At 72.9% G+C, this 14,879-nt stretch carries 2 protein-coding genes and 3 pseudogenes; all 5 read right to left on the bottom strand.

The window, feature by feature from the left end; genetic code table 11:
• Window positions 1-34: 34 nt before the first annotated feature.
• Window positions 35-5,494, bottom strand: a pseudogene (locus EV186_RS40920) (type I polyketide synthase); the annotation flags it as partial.
• A gap of 183 nt (window positions 5,495-5,677) precedes the next feature.
• Window positions 5,678-6,745: pseudogene (locus tag EV186_RS40915) on the bottom strand (polyketide synthase dehydratase domain-containing protein); the annotation flags it as partial.
• Between the two features lie 307 nt (window positions 6,746-7,052).
• Window positions 7,053-11,987, bottom strand: a pseudogene (locus EV186_RS40605) (beta-ketoacyl synthase N-terminal-like domain-containing protein); the annotation flags it as partial.
• Between the two features lie 205 nt (window positions 11,988-12,192).
• Entirely contained in the window at window positions 12,193-14,091 is a 1,899-nt protein-coding gene (locus EV186_RS31845; protein ID WP_133853223.1) for a hypothetical protein, read from the bottom strand.
• Window positions 14,076-14,849, bottom strand: a complete 774-nt coding sequence (locus EV186_RS31840) for an ABC transporter ATP-binding protein (protein WP_133853222.1) — start codon at window positions 14,847-14,849, stop codon at window positions 14,076-14,078. Before EV186_RS31840 ends, EV186_RS31845 begins: the two co-directional genes overlap by 16 nt.
• Between the last annotated feature and the right edge of the window lie 30 nt (window positions 14,850-14,879).

Below are 14,879 nucleotides of genomic sequence, written 5' to 3'. Positions count from 1 at the left end.
CGCGAACGGCGACCTGCGGCTCGTCCATGGCCAGGACCGACGGCAACAAGTCGAGCGCGGTGTCGTCGTCGATGTCGACCAGGACGTAGCGGCCCGGGTTCTCGGCCTGGGCCGACCGGACCAGGCCCCAGGCACCCGCGAGACGCGGGTCGGCGATGTCCTCGGCGGAGCTGGTGGCCACCGCGCCACACGACACCAGCACAACCGGGGAGTCGGTGTTCTGGAGCAAGGTCAGCGCCTCGACCGGGCCGGCCGGAAGGGCCACGACCGGCGGCACCTCGGCGGTGTCCGTTGTGGACACTGGGATCCAGTCGACGACGAACAAGGCTTCGTCGACGGCGTGCTCCAGCTGGCCGCCGGACATCGCCCGCAGGGCCAGCGAGCCCACCGACAGAACCGGCGCACCGGTCGGGTCGACCGCGATCAGCGCCACCGTGTCCGGGCCGGTCGTGGTCAGCCGGACGCGCAACGCGGTCGCGCCGGTGGCGTGCACCGTGACGTCGGACCAGGCGAACGGCAGCAACAGGGAATCGGACGGCAGGGCGTGCAGCGCGGCGTCGAGCAGCGCCGGGTGGATGCCGAAAGCCGCCCCGTCCACCCGCTCGGGCAGCGCCACCTCGGCGTACACGTCGTCGCCGACGTGGCCCACCGAACGCAGGCCCTGGAACGCCGGACCGTAGGCCAGGCCAAGCGCGGCAAGCTCCTCGTATCGACCGGTCACGGCCGCGGTGTCCGGCCAGGTGATCGGGTGCGGCTCCGCCGCGGCCGTGGTCAGCAGCCCAAGTGCGTGCCGGGTCCAGGTGCCGGTGCCCGCCGGGCGCGAATGCACGGACACCGTCCGGTCGCCGTCCCCACGCTCGGCGCCGCCCCCGACGATCACCTGCAGGTCCACGGCGTCGTGCTCGGGCAGGACGAGCGGCGCCTCCAGGGTCAGCTCGGCCACCGACGGGCAGCCGGCCTGCTCCCCTGCCCGCAGGGCCAGCTCCACGAACGCCGTGCCCGGCAACAAGATCCGGCCCAGCACGACGTGGTCGGCCAGCCATGGCGTGGCGGCCACCGAGAGGCGGCCGGTGAACACGAGCCCGTCGCCGTCGGCCAAGGCCACGGTCGCCCCGAGCAGGGGGTGCCCGGCTTGGCCCAGTCCCGCGACCCCCAGGTCGCCGACCAGCTGGTGCGGCTGCGGCCAGAACCGGCTGCGCTGGAACGGGTACGTCGGGAGCGGCACCCGCCGTCCGGGCGGGACGACCTTCGCCCAGTCGACCTCAATGCCCTTCGCCCACACCGAGCCAAGCGCGGCCAGCAGCGTCTCGGGTTCGCCACGGCCGCGCCGCAGCACCGCCACTGAACCCTCGACGTGGGCCGACAGCACCGGGTCGGGACCGAGTTCGACGAACGTGGCGACCCCGTTGTCGCGCAAGGCCTCGACGCCGTCGGCGAACCGCACGGTGTTGCGCACCTGCCGAACCCAGTAGGCCGGGTCGGTCACGTCACCGGCCATCGGGATCCGGGGTTCGCGGTAGGTCAGGGCCTCGGCCACGACGGCGAACTCGGCCAGCATCGGTTCCATCAGCTTGGAGTGGAACGCGTGCGAGACCGTCAGCCGCTTGTGCCGCCGGTCCTTCCAGATCAGTTCGAGCGCCGCGATCTCGGCTTCGGTACCAGACACCACCAGTGAGGTGGGGCTGTTGATCGCCGCGATGTCGATGCCCTCGGGCACCTCGGCTTCGGTGGCCTCGACGGCCAGCATCGCGCCACCGGGCGGGAGGGCCTGCATCAACCGGCCACGCGCCGCCACCAAAGTGCAGGCGTCCTCCAGCGACAGCACACCCGCGACGTGCGCGGCGGCGAGCTCGCCGATCGAGTGCCCGAGCAGGTGATCCGGCGTGACGCCCCACGACTCCAGCAGCCGGTACAAGGACACTTCCAGCGCGAACAACGCGGCCTGCGCGCCCTCGGTCTGGTCCAGCGATTCCTCGTCGTCCAAGGGAATCCGGAGCCGCGAGGCGATCTCGTCCCACGCGGCCGCAAACACCGGATACTGGGCATACAGCTCGTGGCTCATGCCGACCCGCTGCGCACCCTGACCGGTGAACAAGAACGCCAGCTTGCCGGGCGCGACCGCACCGTCCACCACGGTCTCGCCGACGAGAACCGCACGGTGGTCGAGCGTCGTCGCGCGCGTGGTGACCAGCGAATGGGCGGTATCCGGAGTCGCGGGAAGCGCCCGCACCTGGTCGACCTGGGCCAGCAGAGCGGCCCGCGAACGGGCCGACACGACCAACGGCACCGTCTCGGCGGTGTCCGCCGCGGCCTCGACGACGGCGGCCGCCGGGGGTTCCTCGATGATCGCGTGGGCGTTGGTGCCGCTGATCCCGAACGACGACACGGCGGCCCGGCGTGGACCCGGCCCCTCGGCGCGCCACGGCTGCGCCTCGGTCAGCAACGACACCGCACCAGCCGACCAGTCCACGGCGGGGGTGGGGTCGTCGGCGTACAGGGTGCGGGGCAACGTGCCGTGCCGCAGCGCCTGCACCACCTTGATGACCCCGGCGACGCCGGCCGCGGCCTGGGTGTGCCCGATGTTCGACTTGAGCGACCCCAGCCACACCGGCCGTTCCCGGCCCTGGCCGTAGGTCGCCACCAGGGCGTTCGCCTCGATCGGGTCACCGAGCGCGGTGCCGGTGCCGTGCGCCTCCACGGCGTCCACATCGGACGGACGAAGGCCCGCGTCGGCCAGGGCCGCGCGGATCACCCGTTCCTGCGCCGGGCCGTTCGGCGCGGTGAGCCCGTTGGACGCGCCGTCCTGGTTCATCGCGCTGCCGCGCACGACCGCCAGCACCTCATGGCCTTGCCGCCGGGCTTGCGACAGCCGCTCCACGACGAGCACGCCGACGCCTTCGGACCACGCGGTGCCGTCCGCACTCGCGGAGAACGCCTTGCAGCGCCCGTCCGCGGACAGGCCGTTCTGCAGGCCGAACTCGAGGAAGACACCGGGCGTGGCCAGCACGGTCACGCCACCGACCACCGCCATCGCGCACTCGCCGGCCCGCAGCGATCGCACCGCCAAGTGCAGGGCCACCAGCGACGACGAGCACGCGGTGTCGATCGTCACCGCGGGACCTTCCAGCCCCAGCGTGTAGGCGATGCGGCCCGACGCCACGCTCGCGGTGTTGCCGGTGAGCAGGTAGCCACCGAAGTCGACGGGCGCCTCGTGCATGCGCGGCCCGTACTCCTGCGACATCGCGCCGACGAACACGCCGGTACGGCTGCCCCGCAACGACGTCGGGTCGATGCCCGCGCGTTCGAACGCCTCCCACGACGACTCCAGCAGCAGCCGCTGCTGCGGGTCCATGGCCAGCGCCTCACGCGGGGAGATGCCGAACAGCTCGGCGTCGAAGTCACCCGCGTCGCGCAGGAACCCGCCGCGCAGCCGCTCGGCGTCGGGCACGAACCAGCCGCGGTCGCCGGGCAGGCCGGTGATGGCGTCGACGCCGTCGTCGACGAGCCGCCACAGCTCGTCGGGGGTGGTGACGCCGCCGGGGAACCGGCAGCTCATCCCGACGATCACCACCGGGTCGTCATCGGCGGGCGCCTCGATGACGGTCGTGGCGGTCGTTTCGACGGTGCCGCCGAGTTGCGTGGCGAGCTGCGCGGCCAGCTCGCGCGGCGTCGGGTGGTTGAAGATGACGGTGGGCGGCAGCCGCAGCCCGGTCGCCGCGTTCAGGCGGTTGCGCAGCTCGACCGCGGTGAGCGAGTCGAATCCCAGTTCCTTGAACGAGCGGGTGGCGCGGCCCGTGCGCAGTTCGAGGTCGCCGCTGTGCCCGAGCACCGCGGCGACCTCGGTCTGCACGAGGGCTGTGAGGGTGCGTTCGCGTTCGGCGGCGGACATCCCGGCCAGCCGCTCGGTGAGCGGGGCGCCGGTGTTCGTGGCCGTGCGACGGACGGGCGTGCGCAGCAAGCCGCGCAGCAACGGCGTGTCGCTCGCGGCGGTGAGGTCGAGTCGCGTCGCCACGACCTTGGCGTGGCCACCGGCCACGGCGCGGTCGAACAACGCGAGTCCGTCCGGAGTGGACAGTGCGGCACCGGTGCGTTCGAGCCGGGCCCGGTCGACGTCCGCGAGGTTCCCGCTGATGGCGCTGGCCTCGGCCCACAGGCCCCAGCCCAGCGAGACGGCGGGCAGGCCCTGGGCTTGGCGCTGCTGGGCGAGCCCGTCGAGCACGGCGTTGGCCGCGGCGTAGTTGGCCTGACCGGCCGTGCCGAACGTCGCGGCCACCGACGAGTACAGCGCGAACAACGCCAGGTCGGCGGCCGCGGTCAGCTCGTGCAACGCGAGGGCCCCACCGGCCTTCGGGGCGAGCACGGCGTCGAGGCGGTCGGGGGTCAGCGCGTCGACCACGCCGTCGTCGGCGACACCGGCCGCGTGCACGACCCCGGTCAGGTTCGGGATGGACGCGAGCAGGTCGGCGAGCGCATCGCGGTCGGACACGTCACACGCGACCACCCGAACGTCAGCGGCCAACTCAGGAGCAGCGTCCAACTCGGGAACAGGGCCACCGCTGCGGCTGACCAGCACCAGGTGCCGGATGCCGTGGTGGGCGACGAGGTGGCGGGCCAGCTGGGTGCCGAGGGTGCCGGTGCCGCCGGTGATCAGGACCGTGCCGTCCGGGTCGAGCGCGCGCGGGATGGTGAAGACGTTCTTGCCGATGTGCTTGCCCTGGCCCAGGTAGCGGAAGGCGGCGTGCGCGTCCCGCACGTCCCAGGCGCGCACGGGCAACACCGTCAATACGCCGGTCTCGAACAGCCGCAGCAGCTCGACCAACATGTCCTGCAACCGGTCCGGGCCGGCGTCGAACAGGTCGAACGCCTGGTACGTAACACCTTCCGGTTCGCGCAGGTCGGCCTTGCCCATCTCGACGAACCGGCCACCCGGCTTCAACAAACCCAGCGACGCGTCGATGAACTCACCCGTCAGCGAGTTGAGCACCACGTCGACCGGCTCGAACTCGGCGGCGAACGCCGTGTCCCGTGAGGACGCGAGCCGCTGCGGGGGCAGGCCGGTGGCCGCCCACTTGGCCGGGCTCGCCGTCCCGTACACCTCCGCACCGAGATGACGGGCCAACTGCACCGCCGCCATCCCCACACCACCAGCAGCGGCATGGATCAACACGGACTCACCCGGTTGGAGACGACCGAGGTCGACCAAGCCGTAGTACGCCGTCAGGAACACCACCGGCACCGACGCCGCGTCCGCGAACGACCACCCCGCCGGGACCGGCGCCAGCAGGCGGCGGTCGGTCACCGCGACCGGGCCGAACCCGCCGGACACCAGCCCGAACACCCGGTCCCCCGGCGCCAGGTCGGTCACCGCGGACCCGACCTCGGCCACGACGCCGGAAACCTCGGTGCCCAGCCGGACGCCGGGGTCGGGGTAGGTGCCGAGCGCGATCAGGACGTCCCGGAAGTTGATCCCCGCCGCGCGGACGTCGATGCGCACCTCGGTGGGCCGCAACGCTTCGCACGTGGTCTCGACCAAGGTCAGGCTGTCGAGCGTGTCGCCTCGGACGTCCAACGCCCACGCGGGCGCGTCCGGGATGGCGAGCTTGGCGGTGGCCCGGGCAAGCCGCGGCACCAGGACCTCGCCGCCGCGCACGGCCGCCTGCGATTCGCCGGACGCCACGATGCCGGGCAGCAGGTCATCCACTTCGGACTCGTCGGCGTCGACGAGGACGAACCGGCCGGGGTGCTCGGTCTGCGCAGAGCGCACCAGGCCCCAGGCCCCGGCCGCGCCGAGGTCGGTGACCGTGTCGCCGGGCGCTGCCGCCATCGCACCCCGGGTCAGCACGACCAGGGGCGGGGCGTCCGCAGCGATCCGCTCCTGCACCAGCGTGAGGGCCCGGTGGACGGAACCAGGGGTCAAGACCACGACATCCGGGGCATCGGTCGCCGCGGGCAGGGTGATCGGCGTCCAGTCGACCACGAACAGCGCGTCGTCCACGGCGTTGGTCAGCTGCCGGTCGGAGACCGCGCGCAACACCAGCGAGCCCACGGACACGACCGGCGCACCGGCCGCGTCGAACGCCGTCACCGCCACCGTGTCCAGCCCGGTGGCGGTGAGCTGGACACGCAACACGGCGGCGCCGACCGCGTGCACGGTCACGTCGGACCAGGCGAAGGGCAATAGCACGGCGTCCGTGGACACCAGGCCGCTCACCATCAGGGCGTGCAGTGCGGCGTCCAGCAAGGCCGGGTGCAGACCGAACTCGCCGGCCTGCGCGGGGTCGGGCAACGCGACCTCGGCGAACACGACGTCGTCGGCCCGGCGGACCGACCGCAAACCTTGGAAGGCGGGACCGTACGCCAGGCCGTGCTCGGCGAGTTCGGCGTAGCAGCCGGACAGGTCGAGCTCGCCGCTCGCAGGCCACGGCAGCGCGGCGGCGGGGGCCGGGGCATCGACGGCGAGGACTCCGGCGGCGTGCCGGGTCCACGGCGCGTGGTCGGCGTCGGGGCGCGAGTGGATCTCGACGGTGTGGTCGGCGGTGACGCTGACCTGGAGCTGGACCACGCCGCGTGCGGGCAGCACGAGGGGTGCTTCGAGGGTCAGCTCGGCCACCGAGCCGCAGCCCACCTGCTCCCCCGCCCGCACCGCCAGCTCGACGAAGGCCGTGCCCGGCAACAAGATCCGGCCCAGCACGACGTGCTCGGCCAGCCATGGCAGCGCCGCGACCGACAACCTGCCGGTGAGCACCACGCCGCCACCGGAGGCCAGCGACACCGCCGCGCCCAGCAGCGGGTGCCCGGCTCCGTCGACCGCGCTCGGCCGGGTGGTCAGCCAGTAACGCTTGCCCTGGAACGGATACGTGGGCAGGTCGATCCGCTTCCCGGGCAGCAGCCGGGCCCAGTCGACCGAAACCCCGCGCGTCCACGCGGTGGCCACGGCCGTCAGCAGGGTCGTCGGCTCGTCCCGGTCCCGCCGCCAGCACCGCGACCGAGCCGTCCACGTGCGCGGAGAGCACCGGGTCCGGGCCCAGCTCCACGAACGTCGTGACTCCGTTGTCGCGCAGGGTGTCCACGCCGTCGGCGAAGCGCACGGTGGCGCGGACCTGCCGCACCCAGTACGCCGGATCGGTGACGGCACCGAGCATCGGGATCCGCGGCTCGTGGTAGGTCAACGACTCCGCCACGACCGCGAACTCGGCCAGCATCGGTTCCATCAGCCGCGAGTGGAACGCGTGGGAGACAGTCAACCGCTTGACCCGCCGGCCTTCCGCCCGCCAGGTCGCTTCGAGCGCCGCGATCTCGTCCTCGGTGCCGGACACGACGAGCGAGGTGGGGCTGTTGATCGCCGCGATGTCGATGCCGTCAGGCACATCAGCTTCCGCGGCTTCGACGGCCAGCATCGCGCCGCCGGAGGGCAGCGCCTGCATCAACCGGCCGCGTGCGGCCACCAGCGTGCAGGCGTCCTCGAGCGACAACACCCCGGCCACGTGGGCCGCCGAGATCTCGCCGATCGAGTGGCCCAGCAGGAAGTCGGGCCTGACGCCCCACGACTCCAGCAGCCGGAAGAGCGCGACCTCCAGCGCGAACAGCGCGGCCTGCGTACCTTCGGTCTGGTTCAGCAACTCCGCGTCGTCGAAGGGAATCCGCTCGAACCGGGCCGTGATCTCCGCCAACGCGGACGCGAACACCGGGTACGTCGCGGCCAGTTCCCGGCCCATGCCGACCCGCTGCGAACCCTGGCCGGTGAACAGGAACGCCAGTTTCCCCGCGGCGACCGATCCCTCGACCACCGCGTCACCGACGACGACCGCCCGCTGCTCCAGCGCGGCCCGGGTCGTGGCCAGCGAGAAACCGACGTGGACCGACGCGTCCAGCGCGCGCACCTGTTCGACCTGCGCACGCAGCGCGGCCTCGGATCGGGCCGACACCACCAACGGCACCGGTCCGGCCGGCGCTGCCGAAGACTCGACGACGGCCGCTGCCGGGGGTTCCTCGATGATCGCGTGGGCGTTGGTGCCGCTGATCCCGAACGACGACACCGCAGCGCGGCGCGGCCGGTCCGAGACCCACGGCTGGTCCTCGGCCAGGAGCGACACCGCCCCCGTCGTCCAGTCGACGTGCGGTGACGGCTCGTCCAGGTGCAGCGTGCGCGGCAGGGTCTCGTGGCGCATCGCCAGGACCATCTTGATCACACCCGCGATGCCGGCCGCGGCCTGCGTGTGCCCGATGTTCGACTTGAGCGAGCCCAGCCACAGCGGCTGCGCACGGTCCTGGCCGTAGGTGGCGAGCACGGCGTTGGCCTCGATCGGGTCGCCGAGGGACGTGCCGGTGCCGTGCGCCTCGACGACGTCCACATCGGACGGTGCGAGGCCCGCGTCAGCCAGCGCCTGGCGGATCACCCGCTGCTGCGACGGCCCGTTCGGCGCGGTCAGCCCGTTGGACGCGCCGTCCTGGTTGATCGCGCTGCCCCGCACGACCGCGAGCACGTCGTGGCCGTGCCGGCGGGCGTCGGAGAGCCGTTCCACCAGCAGGACGCCGACGCCCTCGGCCCACGAGGTGCCGTCGGCCGCGGCGGAGAACGGCTTGCACCGGCCGTCCGCGGCCAGCCCGTTCTGGCGGGTGAACTCCGTGAACATGCCGGGCGTCGCCATCACGGTGACGCCGCAGGCCAAGGCCATCGAGCACTCGCCCGACCGCAGCGCCCGCACCGCCAGGTGGAGCGCGACTAGCGAGGACGAACACGCCGTGTCGACGGTGACCGCGGGCCCCTCCAGCCCGAAGGTGTAGGCGATGCGGCCGGACGCGACGCTGGCGATGGTGCCGGTGAGCAGGTAGCCCTCGGTGTCGGTCTGGGCTTCGTGCAGGCGAGGACCGTACTCCTGGGCGGTCGCGCCGACGAACACGCCGGTCCGGCTGCCCCGCAACGAGAACGGGTCGATGCCCGCCCGTTCGAGCGCGTCCCACGACGTCTCCAGCAGCAGCCGCTGCTGCGGGTCCATGGCCAGCGCCTCACGCGGCGAGATGCCGAAGAGGTCGGTGTCGAACTCGCCCGCGTCGTGCAGGAACCCGCCCTGCGACGGGAAAGTGCGCTCGCCGAGGTCCCAGCCGCGATCGGCCGGGAAGTCGCCGATCGCGTCAGTGCCGGCGGCCACCAGGTCCCACAAGGCCTCAGGCGAGCGCACCCCGCCCGGGAACCGGCAGCCCATGCCGACGATCACGACAGGATCCGCGGGGTCGGTCGGGTCGGCGGCCGGAACCGCGTCGTCCTCCTCGCGCTCGACGCCGCGCAGGTGCGCGGCGACGGCGACCGGGGTCGGGTAGTCGAACAGCAGCGTGGTCGGCAGCGCCACCCCGGTGGCGGCGGCGAGGCTGTCCCGCAGTTCGACCGCGGTCATCGAGTCGAACCCGAGCTCCTTGAAGGTGCGCTCGGGGTCGACGGCGTCAGGGGACGCGAATTCCAGCACCGCGGCGACGTGCGCGCGGACCAGCGCCAGCGGGTCCTGCTGCGGCACCGGGTCCGGCGTGCGCGGTGTCGCAGCCGGTGTCGTGGGGACGTGCGGCCGTGCCACGGCGTCGCGCCAGTACCGCTCGCGCTGGAAGGCGTAGGTCGGCACGTCGATCACGCGCGGGTCCGCGTCGGCGAACACCGCCGCCCAGTCCACGTCGGCGCCGGCCGCGTGCGCGGCGACCAGGGCCGACAAGACCGTCTCGACCTCGTCGCGGTCCCGGCGCAGCGCCGCGGTGGTGTGCTCGACGTGCGCGGACAGGACCGCGTCCGGGCCGATCTCCACGCACGTGACGACGTCGTGGGCGCGCAGGCGGGCGACCCGGTCGGCGAACCGGACCGTCTCCCGGACCTGGCGTACCCAGTACATCGGGTCGAGCACGTCGTCGGAGACGATCGGGGTGCTCGGCTCGCGGTAGGTCAGCGTCCGCGCGACGGCCGCGAACTCGTCCAGCATCGGGTCCATCAGCTTCGAGTGCGACGCGTGCGAGATCGGCAGCAGCTTGACCCGCTTGCCCTCGGCCTTCCAGCGCTCGGCGAGCGCGGTCACCTCGTCCTCGGCACCGGAGATCACCAGCGCGGTCGGGCTGTTGATCGCCGCGATGTCGATGCCCTCGGGGACCTCGTCCTCGCTCGCCTCGGCGGCCAGCATCGCCCCGCCGGTGGGCAGTTCCTGCATGATCCCGCCGCGGGCGGCGACCAAGGTGCAGGCGTCGTCCAGGCTCAGCACGCCCGCGATGTGCGCGGCGGCGACCTCGCCGATCGAGTGGCCGGTGATGAAGTCGGGCGTGAGCCCCCAGGACTCGAACAGCCGCGACAGCGCGACCTGCAGGACGAACAGCGCGCACTGCGCGCTGCCGGTCCGGGTCATCACAGATTCGTCGTCCAGCAGCACCCCGGCGAAGCGGGCGCGGGCCGCGTCGGCTGCGGCCGCGTACACCGGGAACGTCCGGTACAGCTGCTCGCCCATGCCAGGCCGCTGCCCGCCCTGGCCGGAGAACAGGAAGGCGATCCGTCCACTGTGGACATTGCCGGTGCTGAGCCGCTTGGACGGCAGGCCGCCTGCCAGGGCGTCGAGCGCACCACGCAGTTCGGCGTCGTCGCGCGCGACGATGCCCGCCCGGTGCTCGAACGCCGTCCTTGTGGTGGCGAGCGAAAAGCCGAGGTCGACCAGGCGCGCCGGCACGTCGGCGTCACGCAGGCGGGCGGCCTGGGCACGCAACGCCGCTTCGGTGCGTCCGGAAAGGACGATCGGCACCGGCCCGGTCGCGGGCTCGGCGACCGGTTCCTCATGCGGCGTCCCGGACACCACGACGTGGCAGTTCGTGCCGCCCACGCCGAACGAGCTGACCCCCGCGACCAGCCGGTCCTGCCACGCCGGGAACTCGTCCAGCTCCTGGACGACACGCAGGTTCAGCTCGTCGAGCGCGATGTCGGGGTTCGGTGTGGCGAAGTTCAGGCTCGGTGGCAGCTCGCCGTGGGTGATGGCGAGCACCGCCTTGAGCAGCCCGGCCGCGCCCGCCGCGCCTTCGAGGTGTCCGATGTTGGTCTTCACCGAGCCGACCGGCAGCGGAACGTCGCGCCGCGAGCCGAGCGCGGCGCCGAGCGCAGCGGCCTCGATCGGGTCGCCGACGCGGGTGCCCGTGCCGTGCAACTCGACGTAGCCGAGGGCGGCCGGGTCGATGCCCGCCTGCGCATAGGCCTCGCGCAGCACGGCTTCCTGGGCTCGCCTGCTCGGTGTGGTCAGGCTCGCGCCGCCACCGTCGTTGTTCACGGCGGTGCCGTGGATGACGGCGTGCACGCGGTCGCCGTCGGCAACGGCGTCGGACAGCAGCTTGAGCGCCACCACGACGCCGCCCTCGCCGCGGACGAACCCGTTGGCGCGCGCGTCGAAGGTGAAGCAGCGGCCGTCCGGGGACAGCCCGCCGAACCGGGCCGCGCTGATCGTGCTGGCCGCGGCCAGGTTCAGGTTGACGCCACCGGCCAGCGCAAGCGTGGACTCGCCGCGACGCAGGCTCTCCACGGCGAGGTGCACGGCGACCAGCGACGACGACTGCCCGGCGTCGACGGTCATGCTGGGCCCGCGCAAGCCCAGGGTGTAGGAGACGCGGTTGGCGATGATGCTGCGGTGCAGGCCGGTGAACGTGTGCTGGTCGGCGGCGTCGCGGGTGAGGGCGGCGTAGTCGTCCCAGATGGCGCCGACGAACACGCCGGTGCTGGTGCCGCTCAGCCGCGCGGGCAGGACGCGGGCGTCCTCGACCGCCTCCCAGGCCAGTTCCAGGGCCAGCCGCTGCTGCGGGTCCATGGCGGCGGCCTCGCGCGGGGCGATGCCGAAGAACGCCGGGTCGAACCGGTCGACCTGGTCGAGGAAGCCGCCCCGGAGCACGTCGGGCACGGCCGGGCGGCCCTCGGGCACCGCGCCGACGGCCTCGCGCCCGGCCCGCAGCAACCGCCAGAACTCGCCCGGATCGGCCGCGCCCGGCACCCGGCAGGCCAACCCCACGATCGCAACAGCATCGACGGCATCGGCAGCCTCGACGTCACCGGTGCGCAGCTCTGTCATGGACGCCCTCGGAACTCAGTCGTGGGTGGGAAGCTCGCGCCTCCGGTGCCCCGGACCAGGACGCTTCGACGCTAATCACGCACCCAGGGGTGACCCACCCCTACGAGCCCCATCGCCCGCTCGACCCCTACCCCGCGCGCACCACGCTCTCCCTGGTCTCCGTCCCGTTCTCGACAGGTGGGGCCGGCGCGCGCAGACGACGACGCTGACCCAGGAACGTCCGCGCCGCGATCGTGAACGCCACCGCGGCTACCAGGACCATGAACGCGATCGTCGGCCACTGCCACGGGCCGGGCACGTACAACGCCAGGAACCAGACCTTCGCAACGTGGCCGGAGAGCTTCATCGCCATCGGCACCAGGGCCTGCGGGAACAACGCGATGCAGCCGATGCCGAAGCTCCACCACAGCAGCCGCTGCCGGCCCTTCGACATCGTCTTCAGCGCCGAGGTGCCTTCGACGCTCTGTCCCGGCAACTCCTTGCCCGCCCGCATCAGCGCCAGCAGCTCAGGCCCCTTGGCAACGAGCCTGCGGCGGGCGGCGCGGGCACACAACGACCAGTAGGTCATGCCCGTGACGACGCCGACGAACACGCCCGCGGCCTTGACCTCGGCGTTGTCCAGCACGGTGCCGACGATCACCGGCACGAGCGCGGGCACGGTCAACGCGAGCGCGCCGACCAGTACGGCGAACGCGCCGCCGGTGGCATCGCCGTGGTCCATCGGCGAGTAGCGGCTGCGGTGCGGGTCGGGGCCCGGGGCAAGCTGGGTGACACCGACCAACGGCACCAGCCCGGCGCCCGCACCGAGCACGCCAGCTGTGCCGGCCGCGGCCCACGGCCACAGCTCGGTGTGTCCGCTGAGGACCGTGCCCAGCAAAGCGAGGACCACCGACAGCGGACCGAACAACGCCATCCAGGCCAGCTGCCGGCCGCGGACGTCGTTCTCCTCCGCGCCGGGGGTGAGCAGCACCAGCCACAACGCCGTGCCGTCCTGGCCGTAGAGGTTCGCGCTGGTCGCCGCCCCCATCAGGGCGGTGAGCGCGCCGGCGAACGGCAGGAACACCGACGAGCCGAACGCCAGCGGCACCAGGCACGACAGCACCGCGAACACCGGTGGCACAAGGAGGTTCTGCACCCGCAGCGGGCTGCGGGTCCACGTCCGCAGCTCCTTGATGTACACCGAACCGGTGGCGCTGCCCAGGAACCGGCCGGCGCGCGCCGGCTGACCCGCCGTGCCCAGGACGGCGGGACGGCCCAGCCGGGGCGGGCCGAGTACCCGGCTCCACGCCACGAAGAGGACCGCCGCCAGCACGACGAGACCGGCGAGCGGCAGCACCGTCAGGCCCCAGGCGTGGCGGGCCGCCGCGTCCACGGCGACCAGGCCCCAGCTCGACGGCAGCGCCCGCAGGACGGTCGAAAATGTTGTCGAGAACCCGGTGTTGCGCACGGAGTCGATCGCGGTGAACACGATCCAGCCCGACGAGCTGACCACCAGCATCACCGCGGTGATCACGGCGGTGGTGGCGGCCCCGACCCGCGACCGCGAGAGCGCGCCGAACATCCGGCCGGTCAGCCGGGACAGCAGCACCACGACCGTGAGCTCCACCAGCGTCGTGAGCACCGCGACGACGACCGGCAGCACGCCGCCCAGCCGCACCGCGAACACGATGGTCGACGCGAAAGCCACCAGGGTCACCGCCGTGGTGGTGCCGACGAACGCGGCGCCGAGCAGCCCGGCTGCGAGCTTGCCGCGCGGCACCGGCACGAGTGCGAAGTGCTCGGCACGCAGCACCGGCTCGCCCACCCACGCCGGACCGGCCATCCAGCCCAGGGTCCAGATCGCCAGTACCACGGCCAGCAGGTCGAGCACGGTCGACGGCGACGTGGTTTGGAGGGTGGCCATCCCACAGGTGCCGAGAGCGGCGAGCACGCCGAGCAGGCGGCCGGTGACGGCCCAGTTGGCTCTGCTCCCGGTGCTCGCGCGGCGCAGCACCGCGAGCTTCATCCTGATCAGGACGCCAACCACGACAAGCCCTCCGCCGCGCTCACCTCGGCGCCCACGAGCTCGACGAACGCCTCCTCCAACGTCCGTCCCATCCGGACCCCGTCCACCGGGCCCTCGGCCAGGATCGTGCCCCGGCCCATGATCGCCACCGTGTCGCAGAGCTGCTCCACCAGCGCCATCACGTGGCTGGACAGCACCACCGACCCGCCGCCGGCCACGAACCCGCGCAGGATCACCTTGAGCTTGGCCGCCGACACCGGGTCGATCGCCTCGAACGGCTCGTCCAGCACCAGCAGCTTGGGCCCGTGCAACAACGCGCAGGCGAGGCCGATCTTCTTCCGCATGCCGGTGGAGTAGTCGATGATCAGCGTGCGCTCGCTGTCGCCGTCCAGCTCCATGACCGCGAGCAGTTCCTCGGCCCGCGCGGTGACGGTGTCGTGGTCCATGCCGCGCACCCGGCCGAGGTAGGTGAGCAGCTCGCGGCCGGTGAGCTGCTCGGGCATGGCCAGCCCGTCGGGCAGCACGCCGATCAGCTGCTTGGCCTCGTCCGGTCGCTGCCACAGGTCGATCCCGAACACCAGCGACGTACCTTCGTCGGGTCGCAGCAGGCCGACGGCCATCGACAGCATCGTGGTCTTGCCCGCCCCGTTCGGTCCGACCAGCCCGTAGAAGGAACCCTTGGCCACGGTGAGCTCGGCGTGTCTGACCGCCAGGTGATCGCCGAACGTCTTGTGCAGTCCGGCAATCGCCAGCGCTGGGGTCTGGCCGGTCGAGTCCACTGAGCACTCCTTCGTTGAACCGCGTTGGCG

Source organism: Labedaea rhizosphaerae (genome assembly GCF_004362825.1).
In the GTDB taxonomy this organism is placed as follows: domain Bacteria; phylum Actinomycetota; class Actinomycetes; order Mycobacteriales; family Pseudonocardiaceae; genus Labedaea; species Labedaea rhizosphaerae.
The sequence above is the reverse complement of the archived record's forward strand: the minus strand, read 5'-3'. Positions and strand labels throughout refer to the sequence as shown.